Annotated in this window: 14 protein-coding genes; 4 read left to right on the forward strand and 10 right to left on the reverse strand. The window is 69.0% G+C overall.

What is annotated here, in order from left to right; translation table 11 throughout:
• Positions 1-137: 137 nt before the first annotated feature.
• Entirely contained in the window at positions 138-1,154 is a 1,017-nt protein-coding gene (locus IEZ21_RS16230; protein ID WP_189322614.1) for a LacI family DNA-binding transcriptional regulator, read from the reverse strand.
• A 285-nt stretch (positions 1,155-1,439) separates the two neighbouring features.
• Between IEZ21_RS16230 and IEZ21_RS16235 the strand changes: the two genes are divergently transcribed.
• The 4 genes from IEZ21_RS16235 to IEZ21_RS16250 all read left to right on the forward strand — a co-directional run bounded on the left by IEZ21_RS16235 (position 1,440) and on the right by IEZ21_RS16250 (position 6,385).
• Positions 1,440-2,753: an extracellular solute-binding protein gene (locus IEZ21_RS16235; protein ID WP_189322615.1), complete on the forward strand. Its 1,314-nt coding sequence runs from the start codon at positions 1,440-1,442 to the stop codon at positions 2,751-2,753.
• A 131-nt stretch (positions 2,754-2,884) separates the two neighbouring features.
• The gene (locus IEZ21_RS16240; protein WP_373302242.1) at positions 2,885-3,874 is read left to right on the forward strand and encodes a carbohydrate ABC transporter permease; all 990 of its coding nucleotides are present in this window, start codon (positions 2,885-2,887) and stop codon (positions 3,872-3,874) included.
• Between the two features lie 13 nt (positions 3,875-3,887).
• Positions 3,888-4,829: a carbohydrate ABC transporter permease gene (locus IEZ21_RS16245; protein ID WP_189322617.1), complete on the forward strand. Its 942-nt coding sequence runs from the start codon at positions 3,888-3,890 to the stop codon at positions 4,827-4,829.
• 95 nt (positions 4,830-4,924) lie between these two features.
• Positions 4,925-6,385: a GH1 family beta-glucosidase gene (locus IEZ21_RS16250; RefSeq protein WP_189322618.1), complete on the forward strand. Its 1,461-nt coding sequence runs from the start codon at positions 4,925-4,927 to the stop codon at positions 6,383-6,385.
• Between the two features lie 379 nt (positions 6,386-6,764).
• On the opposite strand, the gene IEZ21_RS16255 is transcribed toward IEZ21_RS16250, so the two are convergent.
• The 9 genes from IEZ21_RS16255 to IEZ21_RS16295 form a co-directional block, all read right to left on the reverse strand.
• Positions 6,765-9,878, reverse strand: a complete 3,114-nt coding sequence (locus IEZ21_RS16255) for an alpha-N-acetylglucosaminidase (protein WP_189322619.1) — start codon at positions 9,876-9,878, stop codon at positions 6,765-6,767.
• A 67-nt stretch (positions 9,879-9,945) separates the two neighbouring features.
• Positions 9,946-10,842: a beta-sandwich domain-containing protein gene (locus IEZ21_RS16260; protein WP_189322620.1), complete on the reverse strand. Its 897-nt coding sequence runs from the start codon at positions 10,840-10,842 to the stop codon at positions 9,946-9,948.
• Positions 10,839-11,783, reverse strand: coding sequence for a hypothetical protein (locus IEZ21_RS16265; RefSeq protein ID WP_189322882.1), 945 nt, complete (start codon positions 11,781-11,783; stop codon positions 10,839-10,841). The genes IEZ21_RS16260 and IEZ21_RS16265 overlap by 4 nt, the downstream gene beginning before the upstream one ends.
• Before the next feature lie 5 nt (positions 11,784-11,788).
• Positions 11,789-13,237: an alpha-L-fucosidase gene (locus IEZ21_RS16270; RefSeq protein ID WP_189322621.1), complete on the reverse strand. Its 1,449-nt coding sequence runs from the start codon at positions 13,235-13,237 to the stop codon at positions 11,789-11,791.
• An 11-nt stretch (positions 13,238-13,248) separates the two neighbouring features.
• Positions 13,249-15,402: a GDSL-type esterase/lipase family protein gene (locus IEZ21_RS16275; RefSeq protein ID WP_189322622.1), complete on the reverse strand. Its 2,154-nt coding sequence runs from the start codon at positions 15,400-15,402 to the stop codon at positions 13,249-13,251.
• A 9-nt stretch (positions 15,403-15,411) separates the two neighbouring features.
• Positions 15,412-16,632, reverse strand: a complete 1,221-nt coding sequence (locus IEZ21_RS16280) for an SGNH/GDSL hydrolase family protein (protein ID WP_189322623.1) — start codon at positions 16,630-16,632, stop codon at positions 15,412-15,414.
• Positions 16,633-16,646: 14 nt separating this feature from the next.
• Positions 16,647-20,288 (reverse strand): beta-galactosidase, encoded by a 3,642-nt coding sequence (locus IEZ21_RS16285; RefSeq protein WP_189322624.1) that lies wholly within the window; start codon positions 20,286-20,288, stop codon positions 16,647-16,649.
• Complete coding sequence (locus tag IEZ21_RS16290; RefSeq protein WP_189322625.1) at positions 20,285-22,156, reverse strand: DUF4091 domain-containing protein; 1,872 nt, start codon at positions 22,154-22,156, stop codon at positions 20,285-20,287. Before IEZ21_RS16290 ends, IEZ21_RS16285 begins: the two co-directional genes overlap by 4 nt.
• A 115-nt stretch (positions 22,157-22,271) precedes the next feature.
• Positions 22,272-25,301, reverse strand: a complete 3,030-nt coding sequence (locus tag IEZ21_RS16295; RefSeq protein WP_506004885.1) for a TIM-barrel domain-containing protein — start codon at positions 25,299-25,301, stop codon at positions 22,272-22,274.
• Between the last annotated feature and the right edge of the window lie 203 nt (positions 25,302-25,504).

Genomic DNA, 25,504 nt, shown 5'->3' on the forward strand with positions numbered 1-25,504 from the left:
CGTCCACCCGCCGGTGGCTTGTCTCCGGGCGCCCGACCCGACCGAGCCGATGCTTTCGGCATGGCGCCCGGCCCGGCTCCACCGCGGAGGCGTGTCGGCTGTCGGCGACGGGTGACCCACCAGCACCCCTCATGGGCTCATGACGATTCGCGTACGACGAGCTCGGTGGGAAGCGTGACCTGCCGACGCGGTTCCTCGGGATTGTCGATCTCTTCCAGAAGGATGTGGGCGATCATGCTGCCGATCTCCTCGACGGGCTGACGCACGGTGGTGAGGGGCGGATTGCTGTGCCGGGCGATGATGGAGTCGTCGAATCCGACCACGGCCACGTCGTCGGGGACGCGGCTTCCTTGCCTGCGCAGCTCCGCCAGTGCCCCCGCGGCCATGACGTCCGAGGCGACGAACACGGCGTCGAGCTCGGGGACTTGTTCAAGGAGTGAACGCATCGCCGCCTCGCCGCCCTCCACGGTGAAGTCGCCCGAGGCCACGAGACGGTCCGTGGCCTCGTGGCCCGCCTTCTCGAGGGTCTCGCGCCAGCCCTGGAGCCTGCTGCGCGCCACGTCCATGTCGAGCGGGCCGCTGATGGTGGCGACGGCGCGCCGCCCCCGCGTGAGGAGGTGGCTGACGGCCGTCGCGGCCCCGCCCGTGTTGTCGGAGTGCACGTAGCTGAGTGACTCGTCGGGGGAGCGGCGCCCGGCGAGCACCGTGGGCAGCCCCATGTCTTCCAACAAGCCCGGCAGCGGGTCGTGTTCGTGCACCGAGACCAGGAGCACCCCGTCGACACGCCGCTCCGCCACCGACTCGGTGAGCTGGTCCCGCTCGGCCTGGTCGCGTACGAGCACCAGTTGGAGCTGTGTCCGGGTCTCGGCGAGCGCGGTGCTGACCCCGCGGATGACCGCCGAGAAGTAGGGCTCCGAGCCCAGTCTGCTCTCCGACTCGGGGATCACCAGGGCCACGGAGTTCGTCCTGCTCGTCACCAGCCCCCGGGCAACCGAGTTCGGTACGTAGTTCAGCTCGGCTATGGCGGCGAGCACGGCGGCCCTGGCCTTCTCGCTGACGAGTTCGGAGCCGTTGATGACTCGTGAAACCGTGGTGCGTCCGACACCGGCGCGCGCGGCCACGGTCTTGATGGTCGGGCGTTGCCTGCCCCCCATGACGCCTCCCTCACTTCTGCGCTGTTCGGACGGCTCTCACCTGCGCGCATTGTGCCAGACCGGCGCCGAGCCTCCGCAGGGTCCGAGCGCGGGGCAGGACATCTTCTCGCAACGAAGTGGATTTGACTTCTTGACAGACGCCTCTCGTGGCGGCGAAGCTGCGGGCTCCCGAGTGGGCACGTTCCCATCGCTGTTTGGGAACGTACCCACCGGACAAATCGTGCCTGCGGAGCGGACCGTGGGGCTCGAACTCCGGTGCGCCAGCGCCGCCGCTAGGAGGGCGAAATGTACAAGTTCCGAAGGAAGTTGCGTACGAGGGTCGTGGCCGCCGTGTCGGCTGTGTCGGCTCTCGGCCTGGTCGTGGGCTGCGGGGGCAGCAGTGACGGGGGGACCGGTGGGGGGAAGAAGGACGGCAAGGTCACCATCACCATGGGGCTGTTCGGCGTCATGGGCTTCAAGGAGACCGGGCTGCTCGACAAGTACATGAAGGAAAACCCGAACGTCGTCATCAAGGCGGACGTCGCGGGCGACGAGCAGACCTACTACACCGCCCTGCAGACCCACTTGGCCGCCGGCAGCGGGCTGAAGGACATCCAGGGCATAGAGATTGGTAGGGCCAAGGAACTCTCCGACACCCAGAAGGACAAGTTCGTCGATCTGGCCGGCGTGGCAGGGACGGACCACTTCCTTCCGTGGAAGCAGAGCCAGGTCACCACCGCGGACAAGAAGGTCATCGGCCTCGGCACCGACATCGGCCCGATGGCGGTCTGCTACCGCAAGGACCTCTTCGAGCAGGCCGGCCTGCCCACCGACCGCGACGAGGTCGCCAAGCTGTGGGAGGGCGACTGGTCGAAGTACGTCGACGCGGGCAAGCGGTTCAAGCAGAAGTCGAAGGACGACAAGGTCGCCTTCATGGACAGCTCCAGCGGGCTGTTCAACGCCATGATCTACGGCAACTCCCAGCAGTTCTACGACAAGGAGGGCGAGCTGATCTATGCCACCAACCCTGTCGTGAAGGACGCGTGGAAGCTGGCCTCCGAGGCGGCCACGTCCGATCTGACCGCGAAGCTCCGCCAGTTCCAGCCCGGTTGGGACCCCGGTCTGGCCAACAGCACCTTCGCCAGCACCGTCTGCCCGGCGTGGATGCTCGCGCACATCAGCGAGAAGGCGGGCCCGAAGAACAAGGGCAAGTGGGACGTCGCCAAGGCACCCAAGGGCGCCAACTGGGGCGGAGCGTTCCTCGGCGTGATGGAGAAGAGCCCCGTCAAGAAGGAGGCGCAGGAACTCGTCGCCTGGCTCACCGCCCCTGAGCAGCAGGCCTACATCTTCAAGAAGCTCGGCAACCTCCCCTCGTCGCAGACCGCGTTGGAGATGCCCGAAGTGGTCAATGCCAAGTCGGACTACTTCAGCGGCGCGCCCATCGGGCAGATCTTCGCCGCCGCAGCCCAGGAGATCCCCGACGAGCAGGTGCTCGGCCGCAAGGACGGCACCATCAAGGACATCTTCTCGCAGGGTCTGACCTTGATCGAGGCGCAGAACAAGAGCCCGAAAGAGGCATGGGAGACCAGCGACAAGCGCATCGAGAAGGCTGCCGGCTGACCTCGGGCCCCATTGCCTGTCTCCGTAGCCGCCCGGCGCCCCACGCACGGCCCGTGTGGGCCGCCGGGCCCCTGCTCGCCTCCCTCAGAGCCTGTTTCTGAACCCTCCAGGAAGGACGCCTTCCGGTGGCCATCTCCACCTCGACACCCCAAGACGGTGCGCCCGGCACCGCCCCGCCGGCCGGGACCGGCACCGGCGGGGACGGTCAGCGGCGCCGTACGCTGCTGCACCGCCTCGACGTCCGGGGCGCGCCGTACGCCTTCGTCGCCCCGTTCTTCGTCGTCTTCGCCGCCTTCAGCTTCTACCCGCTCATCTACACCTCGTGGATCTCGCTGCACCGCGTCGAACTGTCGACCCTGAACCTCATGGAGTGGGTCGGCTTCGACAACTACACGGCCCTGTGGGACGACGAGCGCTTCTGGAACGCGCTGCTCAACACCTTCACCATCGGCGTCCTGTCGACCGTGCCGCAGTTGCTGATGGCGCTCGGCCTTGCGCACATGCTCAACTACCGGCTGCGCGGCTCTACGTTCTTCCGCGTCGCCGCCCTGACGCCGTACGCCACGTCGGTGGGTGCCGCGGCCCTCGTGTTCACGATGCTCTTCGAACGCGACTTCGGCATGATCAACTGGATGTTGAGCCTTTTCGGTGTCGACAACATCGACTGGGAGAACAACAAGTGGGCCGCGCAGACGGCGATTTCCTCCATCGTCATCTGGCGCTGGACCGGCTACAACGCCCTGCTCTACCTCGCCGCGATGCAGGCGATCCCGCGCGACCGCTACGAAGCCGCGGCCATCGACGGCGCCTCGCGGTGGCAGCAGTTCCTGAAGGTCACCGTCCCCGGCATCCGCTCCACCATCGTGTTCACCATCGTCCTGTCCACGATCGGCGCCACCCAGCTCTTCGGTGAGCCCCTGATCTTCGGCCAGGGCCCGAACGGCATCACCGGGGGAGCGGACAACCAGTACCAGACGCTGGGTCTGCTGCTGTACGAGGAGGGCTGGAAGAACTACCAGATGGGCCGGGCCGCCACGGTCGCCTGGGCGATGTTCCTGCTGCTCATCGTCGTGTTCATCGTCCAACGAGTCGTCAAGCGCGTCCTGGCGCGCAAGGCCTGACCGGGAGATTTCCATGACCACAGACAGCATCCCGGTCCAGGCGGCGGACGCGCGCCCCGGGGTCGCGAAGAAGGCCCGGAAGGACACCCCGTCCGGCGGACGGCGCCGAGGGCTGTTCCGGCATCCGGGTGCCGGACGTCAGCACCATGCGGGTCCCGTTGCCTACATCCTGCTGGGGATCGCGGCGCTGTTCTCGCTGTTCCCGCTCTACTGGACGATGGTGGCGGCGTCGACCGACAACACGCGTGTCACCCAGACGCCTCCGCCGTTCCTGCCGGGACCCCACCTGCTGGAGAACCTCGGCAAGGCCTGGCAGGACGCTGCGCTGGGCAAAGCCATGCTCAACAGTCTGATCGTGGCCGGCGTGATCGCCCTGTCCACGGTGCTGTTCGCCACCCTCGCCGGCTTCGCGTTCGCCAAACTCCGCTTCAAGGGCCGCAACATCCTGCTGATGCTCGTGATCGGCACGATGATGGTGCCGCCTCAACTCGGCGTCGTACCGCTGTTCATGATGATGACGGAACTGGGCTGGGGCCAGAAGCTGCCCGCCGTCATCTTCCCCACGCTCGTCAGTGCCGTCGGCGTGTTCTTCATGCGGCAGTACCTGTCCGAGGCACTGCCCGACGAACTCGTCGAGGCCGGGCGGGTGGATGGTGCGCACTCTCTGCGCATCTTCTGGAGCATCGTGCTGCCGATCGCCCGGCCTCCCATGGCCGTGCTGTTCATGATCACGTTCGTGCACGCCTGGAACGACTTCTTCTGGCCGTTCATCGTGCTCGACATGACCAATCCGACGGTCCCCGTCGCTCTCACCCAGCTCAGCGCGGGATACGTGCGCGACCAGTCGCTGATCATGGCGGGCGCTCTGCTCGGCACGCTTCCCCTGCTCGCCCTGTTCATAGTCTTCGGCCGGCAGATCGTCGGCGGCATCATGCAGGGAGCGGTCAAGGGATGAGCACTCTGCCGTCCCCCCCGCTGCCGCGGCCCTTCGACGCCCGCCACCCCGCTTCGTCTCTCCCGCCGCCCCGCAGTACACCTGGAAGGACCCACGTGACCACCGCAACCCGACGTGTCGCGCCCGCCCCGGAGAACACCACCCGCATCAGCTTCCCGCAGGGATTCACCTGGGGCACGGCGACCGCCGCGTACCAGATCGAGGGCGCCGCCTCCGCGGACGGACGCACCCCTTCGATCTGGGACACCTACTCGCACACGCCCGGCAGGGTGCGCAACGGCGACACCGGTGACGTCGCCACCGACCACTACCACCGCTGGCGCGAGGACGTCGAGATCATGGCCGACCTCGGAGTGAGCGCCTACCGGTTCTCCCTGTCGTGGCCACGCGTGCAGCCGACCGGCCGCGGCCCGGCCGTCGAAAAGGGACTCGACTTCTACCGCGCCCTCACCGACGCACTGCTGGAAAAGGGCATCGAACCGGTCGTCACGCTGTACCACTGGGACCTGCCGCAGGAACTGGAGGACGCCGGCGGCTGGCCGGAGCGCGCCACCGCCGACCGGTTCGCCGACTACGCGGCGCTGGCGGCCCGTGCGCTGGGGGACCGGGTGAAGACCTGGATCACCCTCAACGAGCCCTGGTGCAGCGCCTTCCTCGGATACGGCTCGGGCGTCCACGCGCCCGGACGCACCGACCCGGTCGCGGCCCTGCGCGCGGCGCACCACCTGAACCTCGCCCACGGCAAGGCCGTTCAGGCGCTGCGCGCCGAACTGCCCGCCCGCGCACAGGCGTCCATCACACTCAACATTCACCACGTCCGCGCACTGACCGAGGCCGCCGAGGACCTCGACGCGGCCCGGCGGATCGACGCACTGGCCAACCGCGTCTTCACCGGCCCTGTGCTGGAAGGCCAATACCCCCAGGACCTCCTCCAGGACACGGCGAGCCTGACCGACTGGTCCTTCGTACGGGACGGCGACACCGCCACGATCCACCAGCCGCTGGACTTCCTGGGCGTCAACTACTACACACCCACGCTCGTTTCCGCCGCCACCGGCGATGCCAGCCACGGCTCCGACGGCCACGGGCAGAGTGAGCACAGCCCCTGGCCGGGCGCCGACAAGGTCGCCTTCCACCGGCCGCCGGGCAGTACCACCGCGATGGGCTGGGCGGTCGACCCCAGCGGCCTCTACGACCTGCTGATGCGACTCAAGGCGGACTTCCCCGCGATGCCTCTGGTGATCACCGAGAACGGGGCCGCGTTCGACGACTACGTGAACCCGGAGGGCGAGGTGGCCGACCCCGAACGCATCGCCTACCTCCACGGCCACCTGTCGGCCGTGCACCGGGCGATCGTGGCCGGCGTCGACGTCCGGGGCTACTTCCTGTGGTCTCTGCTGGACAACTTCGAGTGGGGCTACGGCTACAGCAAGCGCTTCGGTGCCGTCTACGTCGACTACCCGACCGGCAAGCGCATCCCCAAGGCCAGCGCGCGGTGGTACGCCGACGTGGCCCGCACCGGCACCTTGCCGGAGGGGAGCGGCGGGAACCCTTGAGCATGGGGGCCTCGCCACCAGTCCCATGACGACAGCTTTCACGGAGGACCTGCCGCTGGTCCCGGGGTCACGTCCGCGGACGTGACCCCGAGGTGGGTTGAACACAGTGATGTCGAGGTCCTGTAATGCCTCTGCGGTCCAGCGCTGCCAGTCCGGGCAGTCGCTGATACCGCCAGACGAACGTCTGGACACAGTCTCTGAGCCGGCGCGGGGCACGGGGTCCTGCGACCACTGGTAGCAAGACCCCGCTTGGCAGGAGTCGTCAGAGGCGTGGTCGTGCTGTGCCGGTGTCGTCCGACAAGGCCGGGCCGTCGTCTTGTGGCCGAGCTTCCGGGCTACCGCCGCGGCGTGCTGACCGCGGCCGTCGCGGTCACAGAGATCACGCCACCGTGAATCCGTCGAACGTGGCGATGCCCCGTGCGCCGTTCCAGCCGTTGGCCGCGGTCATGAAGACCCCGACGTCCTGTGCGGCCGCCGCGCCTCCCGGCGTGGCCGTGCCCACCGTCGTCCAGGTGACGCCGTCCGCGCTGGCTTCCCCGATGTACGAGGCGCCGGACCTGGTCAGCCGCAGCCGCACCGGCGCGGTGAAGGAGCCCGACAGCGCGATCGAGTCGAAACGGCCGTCACCGTCGGCGTCCCAGCTCAGCGCGCAGCCGTTGGACGGTGTGACCGCCAGGTTCACATAGCCCGCGCCGGCCTGAGTGCCCAGGTCGTTGCGGACGACGAGGCCCGCCCGTGCCCAGCCCCCGGTCGCGTCCTGGGACGTGACCATGACCTCGGCCACGGTTCCGTCGCCGTACGCGCCCGCCCGGTACACCGCCCCGAACTCGTTGGTGGCGCCCCACAGGTCGGCCCCGGCGCCCTCGACGGCGATCTCGTCGCCTGCCTGGCCGAACACGGCGTCGTTGTAGGAGACCGTGCGGTACGGGTCGCCGACCCCGGCCGCGGCCACCAGCCGTACCGGCGCGACCGCCTTCCCGCCACCCGCGTACGCCGCCGCCGCGACGACCCGGCCGACCAGTTCCGTCGGCTCACCCGCAAGAGAGACCTCGAAGCGAGCGGCGAACGTCTCGCCGGACGCCACCGACGCCGCGCGCACCGGATCGAGCGGCTTCACCGCCATGCCTTCGGGGGCGGTGACGGAGAGGGTCACGCCGCGTACCGCCGCGAACCCGTTCCTGTTGGTGAAGGTGACCGTCACCGTCGCGGGCGTGTCCTCGGCCACCGCTCCCCGGTCGGTCCCCGCGGTGAGGGCCGCCTGATGGGGAGTGGCGGCGAGCAGGTCGCGCACGCGGCGGGCCAGGGCGTACGGGGAGCCGTGGGGCTCGGGCGGGTGCGTCTCGTGCGCGTGAGCCCAGCGGTCCTCCAGGGCGAACCAGTCGATCGTCGCCGGGTCCTTTCCCGTGGCGAGTCCCGTGGCGAGCGCGTCGAAGTACGTCTTCCAGCGGGTGCGGTACAGGCCGCCGACCAGCCCGGCCCACTCCCGGTTCGCGTAGTCGTGCAGGCCCTCTTCGCTGCTGGCACGTCCGCCCCAGGTGGTGAGGAGGGAGCGGGCGTCGTATTCCAGGCGGTCCTTCTCGGTGCGGTCGGCGCCCCAGGAGCGTGCGTCGGCAAGCCACCGCCCGAGCAGGTGCGGGCCGGAGGCCGCCAGCAGGTCGTCGAGGAGGTTCATCCAGTGCAGCCAGGTCCCGGTCAACTTGCCGAACAGGGCCCTTTCCCCGGCCTCGTACGCGGCCTTGATCTGCGGCAGCAGGACACGGCTGCGGTTGGACAGGACCTGCCGGGCCACGTCGACGACGTCGTAGCGATACGCCGAGCTGTCCCTCAACTCCGCGCGCACGGCAAGGAGTTCGGTGAGCGCGGTGTCGAAGGCGGTGGTGTCGTAGCGGTCCTTCTCCGGGCCCCAGGCGGCGGCCTTGTTCGCCGTCAGGCTCGGACGGGCGCCGAACAGGCCGTCGGGCGCCTCGCTCCAGGAGTCCGCGCGGGACATGTTGTACGCGGTGTCGCGGATCGTCTGCCAGGCCGCGGCAGCATGCCGGTCCGGGCCGCCGTAGCGGGAGAGCGCGTAGGCGGCGAACCAGTCGTCCAGGTCGATGACGCCGGGTGTCCAGGCCAGGTCGGTGAGGAGGGCGAGGGCGGGTGCGTTGTTGTCGGCGGCCTCCGGCATCGCCGCGATACCGGCGAGCGAACTGCCCTCCTTGTCACGCCACTTGGGGTACTGCTCCACCCAGTCCGGGGCGTTGGCGCCCATCGGGGTGTGGCCGCCGAAGTTCCAGATGCTGCCGAAGGCGTACGGGGTGCCGTCCCAGTCGCTCTCCCGGTCGGTGACGGTGGTGTAGCGGTCCGACAGACCGTCCACGATCAGCATCCGGGACTTGTCGACGCCGTCGAGCAGCGCCTTGGACGGGTTGGACTGCCAGCCCAGGATGGCCCAGATCGCGCCCGGGTGAGCCTTCTGGAGCGCCCCTTCGACGGCTGCCGCGGCTTCGTCCACCGGAACGTCACCGGGATTGCCGCCCTCGTGCAGCAGGTCCATCTTGTACATCGTGCTGTCGCCGAACCGCTCCGACTGGGACCGGTAGAAGGCGGCGGACACCTCGTCGAAGGCCGTCGTGCGCGGGTCGAGCCAGTCGGGTCGCTTGAAGGCGCCCCAGTCGCCCTGGGGGACCACGGCCGCGTCCCCGCCGTGCTTGGCGACGAAGTCGTCCGGCACGGTGCCGAAGTAACCGGGCAGCACCGGTGTCATGCCCAGTTCGCGCACCCGGTCGGTGATCTTCCGGGCGAGATCGGCGCGCCTCTCGATGAGCCGCCTGGACACCGGACCGCCGAACCCCGACATGTTCTGCAGCAGCCACCACGGCTGATGGGCCGGTGCCGGTATCCACGCCCGCATCTCGGCGTCGGAGTAGCCGAACTGCCGGAAGGTGTCGTAGTAGACGGCGTCGCCGCCGGTGTAGACCAGCACCCGGTTGATGCCGTGCAGCGCGAGCACGTCCAGCTCGCGCTCCCACGCGTCCCAGTCCCGGTAAGGGCCGGTGTAGCCGTCGTTGGTGTCGTTGAGGGCGAACCGGTGCGGCACGTTCGCCGATCCGGCGATCTCCCCGTCGGGGGCGGGCAGCAGCCTGGGGAGGTTCAGCTGTTCGCCGTTCCAGGAGATGTCGGCCTTTGCCACCCGCGCGAGATAGGTGTTGAGACCGGTGAGCAGCACCGCCGGGCTGGTGCCCTCCACGGTGATCGCCCCGGCCCGGCCGGTGACCTTGAACCGGTCGGCGCTGCCGTCGTCCAGCGCGCGCAGCGTCACCTGCCGGTGGTGGTCGGGCAACAGGCGTCGCAGCGCGACCGATGCGGGGGTCGTGTTGAACGGCTTGCCGTCCTTGTCCGCGGCCCCTGGGGCGGCGTGGGCACCCGGCTGCGGGGTCAGCAGCACCACTCCGCCGAACGCGGCCGCTCCGGTCAGCAGGCGTCTGCGGCTGAGGGGTTGATTGCCTGTCATGAACGTCCTCTCAGAACTTTTCGGATCTTCCGGGCGGCGGTGCGACCTGGCGGTACCGCGGTTCGGATCAGGCGACGGTCAACGCGAAGATGTGCAGAGCGGGACTACCGCTCGGCAGGCCGTCGCTGACCTTCGGCAGCACGACGGAGTGCAGTTCCTTGTCCTTCAGCTCGACGCCGAAGGTGTAGAGGCTGACCGGGTTCCTGTCCTGGCCCGAGGGGGTGTTGCGGTACGGCAGTACCACCGCGGCCGCGGGGTTCGCCCAGTACCAGTCGGGGACCTCGACGGAGAAGGCCTGCTCCGTACCGTCCGCGTACACGACCTTCCCGGACCCCTTGCCGTCGCCCCAGGTGCAGGTGCCGAGGAAGGCCAGCCGTGAGCCGGTGCCGGACAGCCGTACGGTCTGCCCGGAGGACACCACGTTGTCCTTGGCCCCGGGCTCCGTGTCCGGCCAGGTGAAGGTCGTTCCGCCGTAGGTGACCGAAGCCCCGGGAGTCAGTCCGACCGATGCCAGCGCCTGGGCGGACAGGCTGGATCGCGAGCCGTCGATGTCGGCGGTGGCGGTGGCGTCGTCGGAGGAGATGCCGGCGTTGTCGAAGGCGCTGGCCAGCGACCGGTACGGCAGTTTCAGCGACGAGGTCGCGCGGGTGCAGTCGGATCCGTCCTCGTGCACGTCGAAGAGCGCGTGCGCGATGCAGGGGACCACACCCTCGGCGTCGTCGGGGAGCCGGGTCTTCCAGGTACGGGTCACCACCTTGCCGGGCGCCACCTTGCCGAGGACGAAAGGCGCCTGGCCGGAACCGTCCACGGAGAGATACAGCACGGTGCCGCGCAGCGTGATCCTCGTGGTGTTGGTGAGTTCGGCCGTCAGTGTCACCGCCTGACCGGGCTCGGGGGCGGGCGGCTCGAGGGTGATCGAGACGGGCGGGGTGAGGAAGTCCTCCTCGGAGCGGTAGGGACTCATGCTTCCTCCACCGTGAAGTGGTCGAAGACCGCCTGGACGGTCGTGCCGGGGTAGTTGAGGTTGACGGCGCTGGCGACGACGCCGGCGTCCATGGCGCCACTCGCCGAGGGCACCGTCACGCTCGCGACCTCGGTCCAGGAAAGGCCGCTGTTGGTGCTGGAGTACGCGGTGCAGGAGGTGCCGTCGCGGACCAGGCGCAGCCAGGCGGGGTGGGTGGAGCCGCCACCGCCGGCCCAGGTGTCGAGCCGTCCGTCGCCGTCGCTGTCGGTCATGAACTCCAGGCCGAACGACTTCGACATGGTGAGTACGGCGTAGCCGCCCTTCTCCGGGGCGGTGAGGTCGTTGGCGACCGCGATGCCGTACTTGGCGGTGGGGTTGTCGCTGCCGGTGAGACTGACCGTCTTGACCTGCACCACGCTCGACTCGGCGGCGGAGGCGGGAAGGAGGATGCCCCCTTTCTCGTCGGTGCCGCCGGAGAAGTCGCGGCCGCCCGCCCAGATCACCAACTGGCTGCCGTACTGGCCGAACTCGGCGTCGTCGGTGGTGGCGAACGTCCGGTACGGGTCGCGCACCTCATTGGGCTCGTAGGGCACCGTGAACGTCTTCGCGGAACGCGCGCAGTCGCTGCTGTGCCCGTCGACGTCGAAGACCACGTGCGCGGTGAACGACACGTTCCCGGCCACGTCGGCCGGCATCGCCGTCTCCCAGCGCCGGGTCGTCTTCGCGCCGCGCCGCAGGTCGCCGAGCGGGATGGTCTTCGCCGCCGTGGTGGCGCCGGGGTCGATCAGGTGGAGCACGGCGTTGCGGAGCGGGAAGGGGCAGTCGTTGGTGAGGACCGCGGTGGCGGTGACCGTGTCACCGCCGGCCGGCTCGGCCGGCTGCGTGGTGACGGTGAGGGTGGGGCCCAGGGTGTCGAACTGGGTGCCGTCAGGGATTCCCATGCCGGTCACCGGGCCCAGTCGACGGTGAAGACGTTGGCGATGTCGCTGGGCAGGGAGGACGGGACGGTGATGTTGATCTTTCCGTCACCGCGGGTCCATCTCAGACTGCCGCTCTTGCCGAGCAGCCGGATCCGGGAAGTGGCGCTGATGGGGATGTCGCCGGGCACCGAGAGGGTGCCGCGGGGCGCGCCCAGCACGATGATGTTGAACTTGCCCGGGGAGACGGTGTAGCGGATGCCGAGCGAGCTGCCCTCCTCCTCCGCCCGCACCCAGGGCGTCGACCCGTAGATCGCCGGGCCGTTGACCTTCAGCCAGGCACCGATGTCCCGCAGCCGCTCCTGCATGATCTCGGGGATCGTGCCGTCCGGCCTGGGACCGATGTTGAGCAGCAGGTTGCCGTTCTTGCTGACCACGTCGGCGAGCAGCTGGATCAGGAACTCGGACGTCTTGTAGTCCTCGTCCGGCTCGTGCTTGTTGTAGCCCCAGGAGTAGCCCATGGTCATGCAGCACTCCCACTTCTGCGGATCCATCGTGGGGTTGGTGCGCTGCTCGTACGTCGCGAAGTCGAAGTGGGTGTCGAACCGGTCGTTGATCACGACACCCTTGGGGTACTTACGGTTCTTGGCCTGGTTGTAGTAATGGGCCATGGGCTCTTCGCTGCGCCACGGCGGTTCGCCGGTGGGCCGGAACCACTGTCCGTCCGCCCACAGCAGCTCCGGGTCGTAGCGGTCGATGATCTCGTACAGCTGCTTGAGCTCGTAGTCGCCTATGTAGTCATTGACCGGCTTGTAGCCGGTCATCGGGATTTCCTTGTCGGTGTAGAAGTTGCGCATCGGCCGGCCGATCGCCGGGTTGAAGTACTCGCCGAGCGAGTAGTACAGGCCCGGCCGCACGGTGCCGCGCTTGCGGGCCGCGGTCATCAGCTCACCGACGAGGTCGCGCTTCGGGCCGTACGCCACGGAGTGACGGTCCGTCACCTGGCTCGGGTAGAGGGCGAATCCGTCGTGGTGCTTGCTGGTCAGCGCGAAATACTCGGCGCCCGCCTGCTCGAACAGCTTCACCCAGGCGTCGGGATCGTACTTCTCGGCCTTGAACTGCGGGATCAGGTCGTCGTAGGTGACGTCCTCGCCGTAGGTGTCGCGGTGGTACTTCCACTCGGCGGTGTCCTTGGTGCTCTGGTACCAGAGGTACCACTCGGAGGCGCTTCTCGGGGTCGCGCCGGCGATCACCGAGTAGATGCCCCAGTGGACGAAGATGCCGAACTTGGCGTCCTTGTACCAGCGCGGCACGGGATGGGTGTCGAGGGACGCCTTGGTGGGTTGGTAGTCGGGAATGCCCGGGGTCCCGGACACAGCGCCCTGCGCGAGCGCCTGGGCGGTGCCGGGCGGGGCGAGCAGCACCGCGCCGCCGAGGGCTGCCGCGGTGGTCATGAAGTGTCTGCGGTCGACTGCCATGAATGTGCCTCTCACTCGTGGGTGGAGAAGGAGTCGAAGAGTGCGGTCGTGGTCTGGCCGGGGTAGTTGAGGTTGACGGCGCTCGCGACCATTCCGGCGTCGCCGGTGCCGCTTGCGGACGGCACGGTGGCGGTGGCGACCTGCTGCCAGGCGGTGCCGTCGGGGCTGGCGTACGCGGTGTAGGCGGAGCCGTCGCGGACGAGCTTCAGCCAGGCCGGGTGGTACGAACTGCCGCCGCCTGCCCAGGTGTCGAGCCGTCCGTCGCCGTCGCTGTCGGTCAGGAACTCCAGGCCGAACTGCGCGGACATGGTGAGCACCGCGTAGCCGCCCGCCTCCGGCGCGGTGAGGTCGTTGGCGACCGCGATTCCCGCCTTGGCGGAAGGGCCGCTGCCGGTCTGACCGACGACCCGGGCGGTCACCGTGCCGGACGGCGGCACGGCGTCGGCGAGGTAGACCGCCGCCTTCTCGTCCTTCCAGCCGGACAGGTCCTGGCCGCCCGCCCAGATGGCGAACTGGTCGCCGTTCTGGGCGTATTGGGGCTGTTCAGGGGTGGTGACGGTCGTCAGGTACGGCGTCCGCACCTCGGAGGGAGCGGGGGCCACCGTGGCGTCCACGCTGTCGGAGTCGTGGCGTGTGCGGCCGTCCTGGATGAAGGACGTGCGAACGCCGATCTCGTGGGTGCCCCAGACCGCGTCGGCCGCAGGGGTCACCGTCCAGGTGACGGTGGCGCTGTCGCCCGGGGCGAGGGAGCGTGTCGGCGTGCTGTCGGCCGGTTCGGCGGACCAGCCGTCGGGGAGATCGAGACGGGTGCTGACCTGGGTGACCTTTGTGGGGCCGGTGTTGGTTACGGTCGAAGTGATCTCCGTGCCGTCGCCCCCGGCTTGCAGGGTGGGCCGGTACGGGGTGAGCCGGACGTGGACCGACGGGCAGTCGCGGCCCGCCCCGAGGGTGGTGAGGTCGACGGCGTCGGCGAACGCCTTCATCCCGGTGTCGTTGGGATGCAGATGGTCACCGGAGTCGAACGCGGCGGCGTAGAGGGTGGGGTCGTCCGGGTCCCGTACCGCCTTGTCGAAGTCGGCGTAGTCGTCGAAGACGCCACCGGAGTCGCGGACGAACGCGTTGACCTTCTGCCGGTCGGCCTCCTTGGCCTCGGTCCACCAGTCGCCCCAGCCGCGATACGGCACGACCGTCGCGCCGATCAGACGCAGCCCGCGGGCGTGGACACGGCGCGCGATCTCCTTCATGCCGTCGATCACCTGATCGCCGGTGGCGCCGCCCCAGCTGAGGTCGTTGACACCCTCGAACAGGACCACCGTCCGGGCGCCCGGCTGCGACAGCACGTCGCGTTCCAGCCGGTCCAGCGCCGACGGGTTGCCGTCGACACCGGCCGTGATCCGGTTGCCGCTGATGCCCTCGTTCAGCACCCCGGCGGTGGACGAACACGCCGACAGCCGCCCCGCCAGATAGTCGGGCCAGCGCCGGTTGGCGTTGGCAGTGGAGGACGCCCCGTCGGTGATGGAGTCGCCGAGCGCCACCACGGCGCCCGCCGCGTCACCGCCCCGCACGTCGACGCCGGTCAGGAACGGGAAGGTGGAGTCGGTCCGGGTGAAGGCGTCCCCGTCGGCGTCCGAGGCGTGGTCGCCGCCGCCGTCGGGCGTCCAGTAGACGGTCTGGAGGCCCATCCAGTGCTGGCTGATGTGGGTCAGCCGGCCGGGGAAGTACAGGCTGACGACCAGGTCGCTGCGGGCCGGCACGGGGACCCGGACGGCATCGCTCACCGCCTGTTCCCCGGCGGGGATCGTCACCTCGTCCTTGCCGCCGAACCGGACCTCGTACGGCTTCGCGACGGCGGAACCGCCGTCCCGGCGCCCCACGGTCGCGTGCCCGATCGTCACCGGCTCGGTGGTGAAGGCATTGGTCAGGCGGATGCGTACGCTCGACCCGCCGGCGCTCACCCGCACCGGTATCCGTACGGTCACCTCCGAGGTGCCCGGGTCGTACGAGGCGTGCTGTGCGGTCGCCCAAGTCCCTGTCCACTCCGGCTGCTTGGTCTCGGCCGCGGCCGGAGTCGCCGGGAGCAGGGCCGCCAGGACGGCCGCCACGGCCGCGGTCAGGGCTGCGAATCTTCGGCGTTCACGCAGGTGTCCACGTAGATGTCCGAACACGGGTCCTCCTCAGGAACAGCCGCGGCCGAGCCCGAGCGCGGCGAGGTCGATGGAGTCGGCGAAGGCCTTCATCCCGGCGTCATTGGGATGCAGATGGTCACCGGAGTCGTACGCCGCGCCCAGCCGCCGCGGATCCGCCGGGTCCCGTACCGCCTTGTCGAAGTCCGCGTAGTCGTCGAAGACCCCGCCGGAGTCCCGGACGAACGCGTTGACCTGCTCTCGCCGGGCCTCCGTCTCCTCGGTCCAGCCGCCCCAGGTGAAGTCCTTGTACGGCGTGATCGTGGCGGCGACGACCCGCATCCCGCGCTGGTGCGCCCGGTCGGAGATCTCCGTCATCCCGGCGATGATCTGCTCGGCACTCGCCCCGCCGAGATCGTTGATGCCCTCGAAGAGGATCAGGGTCCTGGCCCCCGGCTGGGAGAGCACATCCCGTTCGAGGCGGTCCAGGGCCGAAGGGTTGGTCGCGGTCCCGGCGGTGATCCGGTTGCTGGTGATGCCCGCGTTGAGCACTCCGGCGCCGGGCCGGCACGCGTTCAGCCGGGCAGAGAGCAGGTCGGGCCAGCGCTGGTTGGTGTCGGGCGTCGAGAAGGACCCGTCGGTGATCGAGTCGCCGAGCGCCACCACCGATCCGGTTCTCGGCGCGATCACGTCGACGCCGCTGAGGAAGGGCCAGCTCGTGGTGGTCCAGGTGAAGGCGTCACCGGCGGTGTCGGCGGCGTGGTCGCCCGCCCCGTAATCCGTCCAGTAGACGGTCTGCTGCGCCCACCAGTGGTCGGTGATGTGCGTGACCTGACCGGGCAGATGGAGACTGACCACCAGGTCGGCCAGGGCCGGCACGGCGAGTCCGACCGGATCGCTGACCGCCTCGCCGCCCGCCGGGACGGTCACCTCACGCTTCCCACCGAACCGCAGGTCGTACGGGCGCGCCACGGCGGAACCGCCGTCGCGCAGGCCCACGGTCGCGTGCCCGATCGTCACGGGGTCGGTGGCGTAGGCGTTGGTCAGACGGATGCGTACGGATGAGCCGCCGACGCTGGTGTGCACCGGCATCCGCACCGTCACCTCGGACATGCCCGAGACCTCGTAGTGCTCGCTCGGTGCCGTGGCCCACGTCCCCGTCCAGCCGCGCCGATCGTCCTGCTGACCGGCCTCGGCGGGCGCGACCGTCCCCGCCACGAGGGCCATGACCGCGAGCAGCAGCACGGTGAACCTGCCGCGTGTCGAACGCATCCCGCTCACGGGCATCAGACACCGCCGCCGCAGGTCAGCCTCGCGTCGGCCCAGTCGGCATGGTCCGTGGAGACATCGCCGTCCCCGTCGACCAGCAGGTCCAGCCAGCGGGCTCCGCTCACGTCCACGTCGACCGCGGCGCCGCCGTCGGAGCCGTACCGCACCGGGCTGTCGAACAGGGTGCGGCCGTCGGCGATCACCTCGAAGGAGACGCTGCCGTTGTCGCCGACCTCGTCGTCCACTCCGGCGGTCGCGGTGAAGCGGGTGCAGCCGCCGCCGAGATAGACCCGGACCTGACTGTTCGCGTGGACGCCGAGGCCCTTGTCGTACGAGGTGTCACCGATCGAGAGCATCCGCCCGTCGCCCGCCGCGGACTCGCCGTTGGAGGCGTCCTTCTCCACCGGACCCCAGCCGTTGACCGCCTTGACCAGGGTCAGGTCGCTGACGTAGGCGTCGGCGGACAGCCCCGGCGGCGGCACCTGCACGGCCCGTGCACCCGTGACGGTGCCCGGACGGCCGGGCTGTGTGAGCGTGGCGGTCGCGGACAGGACGGCGTAGTGGACCGGGTCGCCGGGCGGGGTCACGGTGTAGGTGGCGGTCACCGTGTCGCCGGGCCGCACCCGGTCGAAGCGTGTGGTGTCGTCGGTGGTCGAGGTCCAGCCGTCCGGGGCCTTCAGCGCCAGCTTGACGTTCCGGGCGGTCGGCGCGTCCTTCGGCACGCTCAGGGTGACGGGGACCTTGGCGGCGGTACCGGTGCTCAGGAACGGCTCGGCGTCGACGGTGACATGGGCGCCCGAGTCCGGCATGGCGTACGTCTTGGCGTTGTACGAGGGCGCGGCGACGGGGCGTACGTCGACACCGCCGGCGGAGGCTCCGAGGTCCACGAGCTTCGCCGTTCCCGGGCCCGCCTCAGCCTCGGTGGACCAGATGGCCAGGGCGATGGAGTTGTTGCCCTGCTCGCGCAGGATCCCCTTGGGGATGACGAAGCGTGTCTGGGGTCCGGTGTTCGGCAGGTAGCGGCCGATCAGCCAGCCGTTGAAGAAGATCTGGGCGCGGTAGCCGGTGCGGCCACCGTCGGCTTCGGCGAGATCGAGTGCGATCGCGTTGTCCTGGCCCTGCGGCAGGTCGAGCCGGGCGGAGGTGCGGTACCAGCGCACGCCGGGCCCGGTCTTCCCGGACTGCCCGGACAGGGTGGTGCTCTTCCAGCCGCCGTCGGGGAAGCCCGGCAGCGACCAGCCGGCCCGCTCCCCGTAAAGCCCGCCGTTGTTGTACGGGCCCCGGGCAGTGTCGACCGGGTCCTCGCCACCCCGGCTGCCCTGGATCTTCCAGGTGAGCGTGGAGGCCCCGCCGACCACCTCGGCGCCGAGCAGACCGCGCGGCTCCTTGGAGTAGTCGTGGCCCCATTCCTCGTTGTGGCCCGCGTTCTCGACGAGCACGGAAAGGACGTTGTCGCCGTCCGCCTTGAGCGTCCCGGACGGGATGTCAAAGGTGTGCGCGCCGTCGCCGGAACTGCCGAGGTAGCGGCCGTTGAGCCAGACCGCGTACTGCCCGGTCGGGCCGGTGTTGGCGTCGAGTGCGAGCGCGGTCGCGGCACCGGTGGTTCTGAACCGGCCGCGGTACCAGACGTTGCCGTGGTGGTAGCCGTACTCGTCCATCGCGAGGACCGGCAGCGACCCGGCCAGTTCTGGGTTATTGGCGGTGAGGTGGTCGGCGGTGGTCCAGGTGGAGTCGTCGAAGCCGGGTGCGGACTCTGGCGCCTCCTCCTTGTACTTCCACGTCGTCAGCTCGGGCAGCTCGATGGGGCGCGGCGCCCGGGTCACGGCGACCTTGCGGCCGTTCCAGGTCACCTTCTTGGCATCGGCGATGACCTCGATCTTCGCGGCCTCGGTGGAGTCGCCGGTCAACTTCAGGGTGTTGCCCGCCAGTTCGGCCGTACGGACGAGGGACGGGCCGCGTACGAGAACCGGGCCCGTGGCGGTGTCCTGTTGCCACCAGTGGGCGGTCTCGGCGGTGTCGGCGATCAGCAGTTCCATGCCGTTCACCAGCACACGGGCCAGGCCCTTGTGGGTGTAGTTCAGCCGCAGGTCGCCGCGTTCGGCGTCCCAGGTGGTGGTGACATCCCCTTCGAGGACGGTGACCTCGGGCCGCTCGGCGTACCGCAGCACGGTCTCGCCGACCTCGCCCTCACGCCCGTACAGCAGCGCCACGTCCCGGTCGGCGATCTGGGCGTGCGTCATGATCTCCGAGGTGGAGTAGACGAGCCGCTGGGTCTTGCTCAAGTCGTAGCCTGCGACGAGGAGTTTGGCGTCCCGGCCGTCGACGGTGATCGTTCCCTGCTGCGGCACGCGCGGGTAGTCGCCGTCCGCGCCGGTCAGGGACAGGGTGGTCTCGTCCTTGTCCTTCACCCGGGTGTCGGCGTGCCGGACGGTGAAGAACTGGGTGCCGTCGTCGGGGTTGACGCGCCGGTCGATGCGCAGGGCGTCGTCGGACGGGGCAGGGGCCTCGGCCTTGTCGGTGCGCGCCAGTGAGGTGACGGAGTTGACCATGTAACCCAGGCGCTTGAACTCCTGGTACTTGTCCGTCAGTTGGCGGGACTCGTTGATCGGGGCCCCGTAGTCGTACGACGTGTAGACCGCGTTGGGGTCGGCGAGCCAGCCCCAGTTGGTGCCGCCGTACGTCATGTAGAAGGACTGGCCGCTCACCCCGGCAGCGATGTTCATCTTGCTGAACACCCTGGTGAAGTCGGTGCCGGTGAGTTTCGCGCAGTCCTGGTATCCGGTGCCGCCCCAGGGGTCGAAGGCGCCGCCCTGTGCCTCCGGGATGATCAGGGGAGACTCGGGCTTCCACTCATTGACGTACGAGTAGTCGGGCAGGTTCTTCCAGGTGTCGGGGTCCTTGCAGTCGAAGCCCTGCGGGTAGGCGTCGAAGCCGTAGATGTCCGGGGCGCCCTTGCCGCTGACCCAGTTCTGGTTGGCGCCGCCGTCGTTGACGAAGGTCGGGACGTCGATGCCGTCCTCGCGTGCCCAGTCGATGAGGGTCTGCATGTAGTCGGCGTCCTCGCGACCTCCCTGGTACTCGTTCTCGACCTGATAGAGGATCACGTTGCCTGTGCCGCGCGTCAGTTGGTGCCGCGCGATGATCGGGTTGATCCGGCTCATCCACTCCCGGGCCGCCTTCATGTACTCCGGCTCGGAGGTGCGGTTCACGCCGGCCTGTGTCTTTCGCCAGGCGGGCATGCCGCCGCCGGAGACCTCCGCGTTGATGTACGGGCCCGGTCGGGCGATCACATACAGGCCCGCGCGCTCGGCCTCGTCGAGCAGCCGCTCCACGTCACGGGTACCGGTGAAGTCGTACGAGCCCGGCTTGGCCGAGTGGTAGCCCCAGTCGAAGTAGAGCGAGACCGCGTTGAATCCGCCCGCCTTGATCTTCTGGAGGACATCGCGCCAGGCATCCGGGCTGGGCAGCCGGAAGTAGTGGAACTCGGCGCCCCAGATGTACAGGGGTTTGCCGTCGACCCGCACGGAGTACTGGTCGTAGGTGACGGTGTGCGGGGCCGTCGGCTTCGCCTGAACCGGTGCCGCGGCAGCACCTGTGCTGGTCAGGGGCATGACAGACAGGACTCCGGCGAGCAGCAGAGATCTCCACTTGCCCCTCATGACGTCAGCCCCTTCACGACCGCCGCCCGCGCGGTCTCCATGTCGCTGACGTCCTTCGTCCGGCCATCGAGGTTCCGGGTCGCGGTGGTGAGGGCATCGGTCAGCGCGTCGCTGTCGGTGCCGCCGCCCTCCTTCTTCCGCAGCTGGGCGATGAGTTCGTAGTCCTCGATGCCCTCCTTCAGCTGCTCCCAGCGGATGCTGGACATCGGGCCGTCCTTGCCCGGGTAGACCAGGTACTCGTCGCCCTGCGTGAAGATGTGCACCGGCTGCTTGAAGGGGTCGCTGGTCCAGCTGTTGTACGACCAGCGCAGGAAGCCGTCCAGGTTCCGCTGGGCGGAGATCCACGGCAGCATCCGTGACTCGACGGCGGGCGAGTACGACAGCGTGTTGGGGTGGGCCGGCGCGCCGTACACGTAGAAGGTCGTGGTCTTGCCGGCCTTGCGCCGCTCGGCCACCTTCTCCTTCGTCATCGCGTCGATGCCGCCCCAGTCGACGGACAGGTTGGACGCGACGCCCTCGGTGCTGATCGAACCGGCCACGGAGATACGGTCGTCGAAGACCGGCGCCACCTCGTGGACGAAGTCCTTGACGACCGTCATGGTGTCGATGGGCCGCTCGTCGAAGGACAGCCAGGTGTCCTCCAGCCAGCCCCTCGCCTTCAGATGCTTCTCGAAAGCGGGAAGGAACGCTCCCCACGCCTCCCGCCAGCGGTTCCCGCCCAGATCGACGTTCTCGTAGACCGTCTTGCCGGTGCGGGTGTCGGTGTAAGTGAGGTGCTCCTGGTCCTGGAACGCCAGCATGGAGAAGGCACCGATGTCGGGCCCGAGACCGGCGCGTCTGGCGGTCTGGACGTACTTGTCCCAGCGGCTGAAGTCGAAGGAGAACGTCTTCCCGTTCCAGGTCCAGCCCACCATGCTGGTGTACGGAGTGGCGGTCTGCGACTCCCGGGTGCCGAGTGACCACTGGTGGTGCCACGGGTTGTCGACGATGGTGGTGTTGATGACCTTCTGACCGCGCGACGCCAGATCGCGGTTGTACTTCTCGATCAGCTTCCAGTGCTGGTCGGACCAGAGCTTGACGCCGTGGTTCTTGGCCATCGTCTCCGGCTGCGCCCATACGTCGAGGAAGAAGTCGTAGTCCTGAGGGTCGGGCACGCTCGCGTCCGCGACCTCGATGGCCAGCGGGTAGGTGGTCTGGGTACGGCCGTCGGCGTTGACTTTCACCGTGCCGGTGTAGGTGCCGGGCCGGGCCTTCTCAGGGATCTTGAAGGTGAACCACAGTGGTTGTGCCGCGTACGCGGGTACGTCAACAGAGGACCGCTCCTCCAGCGCGTCGCCCACCACATCGGGATTGCGGTCGCCGGACACCTCCTTGCCCGAGCTGACCTGGTCGATGGTGGCGGACCAATCGACCTCGCTCTTGGAGCGCTGTACGGGCACGTACTTGACGAACCTGACCTGGGTGTCGTCACCGGACAGCTTCGCTCCGCCGGGCCCGACGAGGTCGCCGACCACGGCCTTGACGTCGTCGAGGTCCTGGCCGGACGCGATCGCCAGCTGCGCCGAGACCTGCTCATTGCGCACGGCCGAGAGCTTGAGCTTCTTGGTGTCCTTACCCTGGATGGCGGTCATCGGGTAGCGCGGGACCCGCTCCTCCGCGGAGCCGGCGAAGGAGCCGGTGGGAACCCAGGTGATGGTGTCCCTGGTGCCCATGGCGTCGGCGACCTTGACGGTCAGCCAGGTGGTGGTGGGCTTGGAGTTGAGGTCGGTGCCGGTGGTCGTCGTACCTGTGACGGCGATCGCGGTGGTGCTCGCGGCCACGACCACGCCCGCGACGAAGCCGGCGACAGCTGAGGACGTACGTGCCATGGGGGTGGGTTCCCTCTCTCATGGACGTGCAGGGAGTGTCCGTCCCCGGCAGGCCCCACGGAGGGCCTGCCGGGAAACGGGGGTGGTGCCGGCGGTGCCACTGGCACCTGTGGCGTCAGGAGGTGACGGAGAATCCGCTGAAGACGGCTTCAATGTTCTCGTCGGGGTAGTTGGCGTTGGCCGCGCTGGCGACCATCCCCGCGTCTCCGGTGCCGGCGGCTGACGGCACCTGGGCGGTACCGACCTGCGACCAGGTCTCGCCGTCCTTGCTGGCGTACGCGGTGTAGGTGGCGCCGTCCCGGGTCAGCTTGAGATGCGCCGGGTGGTAGGTGGAGCCACCGCCCGCCCAGGTGTCGAGCTTGCCGTCGCCGTCGCTGTCGGTCATGAACTCCAGGCCGTAGCTCTCGGTCATGACCAGCACCGCGTAACCGCCCTTCTCGGGTGCGGTCAGGTCGTTGGCGAAGGCGATGCCCGCCTTGCCGACCGGTGAGGCGCTGTCCTGGGAGACCAACTGGGCCTGCATGGTGGCCTTTTCGGCGGCCGCGTCGTCGCGGTAGATGACGCCCTTCTCGTCCTTCCAGCCGGACAGGTCCTGGCCGCCCGCCCAGATGGCGAACTGGTCGCCGCCCTGGGCGTATTGGGCGCCTCCGGAGGTCGTGTCGGCCGTCAGATACGGCTCCTGCACACTGCCCGGGGCGGCCTTCACCTGCGCCCGCACTGTGTCGGACACCTTCTGCGAGCTGTTGCCACCGTTGTAGATGGCGGTGCCGGTGAGGTCGTGGCTGCCCCAGCGGGCGTCGTCGGCCGGGGTCACCGTCCAGGTGGTGGTGAGGGTGGCGCCGTTCTTGAGGGACTTGGCGGTGGTCGGGCCGGTCGCCTTGGCGGTCCAGCCGTCGGGCAGGTCCAGTGCCGTCTTGGCGTTCCTGAGGGTCCGGGTGCCCCAGTTGGTCACCTCGGTGGTCACCTCGAACGGCTTACCGGCGTCGGTGGACGGGGCGTCCGGAGTGATCAGGACGGAGGCGGCCGGAGCGTCGTCGCGCTTGAGCGCCTTGACGGCCTTGGCGGCACCCTTGGCCTTGAGGTTGACGAAGGCCGGGGTGACGCCGAGCGGCGCCGCATACCCCTTGAGGGTCTTGGGGCCGCGGATCACGGTGCCCTGGTTCACGTCGTACCACGTGCCCGGCGGCAGATGGACGGAACGGGTGGCGCCGGTGCTCAGCTTGGGTGCGGCCAGCACGGCCGGGCCGAGCATCCACTCGTCGGTGACCGTGTAACTCGCCTCGTCCTTCGGGAAGTCGAAGAACAGCGGCCGCATGATCGGATCGCCGGTCTTCAGGGTGCTCTGCACCTGGTCCCAGATGTACGGGGCGAGCTTCTCGTGGGTCTCGATCGCCTCCCGGTAGAGGTCGACCGTCTCCTGGTCGTAGTCCACCTTCTGCCCCGTGGTGGTGTCGTTGGTGTCCACCGGGGATGTCGAGGCGTACATCAGCGGCATCAGTGAGGCGGATTGCGCCCACCGCACCAGTACGTCCTTCGTCGGTGCGGGCTGGCCGCCGGAGCCGCCGATCATGTCGGACTCGACGAACGGGTAGCCGATGGTGGAGATGGCCAGGTTCTGGGTGGCGGAGGCGCGCAGGGAGTCCCAGCCGGTGCCCTTGTCGACCTGGCGGGTGACGAAGCCCGCCTCGTGGGCTGTCTGGTTCCAGTGCACCCGGATGCCGGCGCCCTGGAGGTCGAACTCGTCGGCGAGTTCGGTGCCGAGCTTCTGGTAGTCCGTGGCCTGGTGGCCCTCGCGCGGTGCGCACTTCTCGTCGAAGAAGCGGGTGTCGAACTTCAGCCCGTCGATGTCGTACGTGTCCATCAGCTTCTTGAGGTTGCCCTCGTACCAGGCTTTGGCTTCGGGGTTCGCCAGGTCGATGATCCCGGCCTGGCCGTTCCACCAGGTCACTTCACATGGCTTGCTCGTGTCCTTGGCGTCCATGAGCAGATAGCCCTTGTCGACCGCGTACTGGTAGTTGTCGGAGTCCAGGTTGATCCACAGGGTGACCCAGATGCCGAAGTCGAATCCCATGTCGTGGATCTTCTTGGAGAGGCCCTTGGGATCGGGGAAGGTCTTGGGATCCCAGGTGAGATTGCCGTAGTTCGACTCCCACTTGTCGTCGAGCTGGATGGTGTGTCCGTCCAGACCGTTGTCGTGGAGGTCGGTGGCGTAGTCGAGCAGTTTCTCCTGGTCGATCTTTGTGTAGAACTGCGCCCAGGAGTTCCACAGCGGTTTGGCGTACTGCTCGTACGTGGCGTCGCTCTTGGTCGGCTTGCCGACGATGCCGATGTAGTCGCGGTAGACCTCGAGCGGGGTCGACTCGACGAACACGGTGGCCTTGTAGGTGTTGGGCGACTCGACGGTGAAAGTGCCGAGGCCGTCCTTGCCCTTGTTGAGCGCCACGTCCATGACGTCCCCGGTGTCGACGCGCAGACCGGTCGACTTGGAGGTGTACCAGAACGGGTCGATCATGTTGTACGACGCCGGGCCGAAGGTCTCGTGGTCGACCTCACCGGCGTCGAGCGGCCAGGGCTGGTTGACACCGGGACCGCCCTGCGGGGTCTCCGCCTCGCCGTGGCCGTACCAGTGGCCGGCCGATGACAGGTCGTAGGCGAGGCCCAGTTGCTCCGCTCCGCCGCCGTGGACGTCCCAGTCGAGCTGGTAGCGGTCGGCGCCGGGGGTGATCCGGGCCTCCACCGTGGTGCCGTCGAGGGTGCTGTCGGCGGTGACGGTCAGGACGCCGTTCTTCCACGTCCAGTCGGTGACGCCGGTCGCGTGCTGCCATGTGCCGTCGGCCGCGGTGAAGCGCAGGGCGCCGGTGTCGCCGGTGGCGGTGGCGAGCACGGTCTTCCTGGCGCGGCGCGTGGTCAGGGCGAGTTCGTCGGTGGCCACGTCGAGGGTGTAGCCGGGGGTTCCGGCGGAGGCCGGTACGGAGACCGTGACGGCGTGCGCGGTGCGGGCCACCTTCGGCCCGTCGGTGGTGGCGGTGGTGGGGCGGGCGGCGGCCGTTGCCGCGGTAGAGCCGGTGACGGGCGCCATCAGCATGGCGGCGGTCAGGGCGGCAGCGAGCAACAGGCCGCCGGGATTGCTCAGTCGGGCGTGCACTCGTGTCCTCCTGTCGGACAGGACGGTGACGGTGACTCAGAAGCTGCGGTGCGTGGTGCCGGTGGCGTGCGGAGTGCGCGGTCACGAGGAAGCGCGGCGCTTGGGAGGGCTTGATGTCTGTTTGATGCTGCGTGCAGATGCAAGATTCCAAGCGATTTCGCTCATGTTCTTGCGGTAACCGCCACCTGTCAACCTGTGGGACA

It is taken from the genome of Streptomyces flaveus (genome assembly GCF_014647675.1).
In the GTDB taxonomy this organism is placed as follows: Bacteria; Actinomycetota; Actinomycetes; order Streptomycetales; family Streptomycetaceae; genus Streptomyces; species Streptomyces flaveus.

Bases quoted from the DNA above. Each gene is read 5' to 3' on its own strand.
- IEZ21_RS16230 (WP_189322614.1), bottom strand. From the start codon at position 1,154: ATGGGGGGCAGGCAACGCCCGACCATCAAGACCGTGGCCGCGCGCGCC.
- IEZ21_RS16235 (WP_189322615.1), top strand. From the start codon at position 1,440: ATGTACAAGTTCCGAAGGAAGTTGCGTACGAGGGTCGTGGCCGCCGTG.
- IEZ21_RS16245 (WP_189322617.1), top strand. From the start codon at position 3,888: ATGACCACAGACAGCATCCCGGTCCAGGCGGCGGACGCGCGCCCCGGG.
- IEZ21_RS16255 (WP_189322619.1), bottom strand. From the start codon at position 9,878: ATGACAGGCAATCAACCCCTCAGCCGCAGACGCCTGCTGACCGGAGCG.
- IEZ21_RS16260 (WP_189322620.1), bottom strand. From the start codon at position 10,842: ATGAGTCCCTACCGCTCCGAGGAGGACTTCCTCACCCCGCCCGTCTCG.
- IEZ21_RS16265 (WP_189322882.1), bottom strand. From the start codon at position 11,783: ATGGGAATCCCTGACGGCACCCAGTTCGACACCCTGGGCCCCACCCTC.
- IEZ21_RS16270 (WP_189322621.1), bottom strand. From the start codon at position 13,237: ATGGCAGTCGACCGCAGACACTTCATGACCACCGCGGCAGCCCTCGGC.
- IEZ21_RS16280 (WP_189322623.1), bottom strand. From the start codon at position 16,632: ATGCGTTCGACACGCGGCAGGTTCACCGTGCTGCTGCTCGCGGTCATG.
- IEZ21_RS16285 (WP_189322624.1), bottom strand. From the start codon at position 20,288: ATGAGGGGCAAGTGGAGATCTCTGCTGCTCGCCGGAGTCCTGTCTGTC.
- IEZ21_RS16290 (WP_189322625.1), bottom strand. From the start codon at position 22,156: ATGGCACGTACGTCCTCAGCTGTCGCCGGCTTCGTCGCGGGCGTGGTC.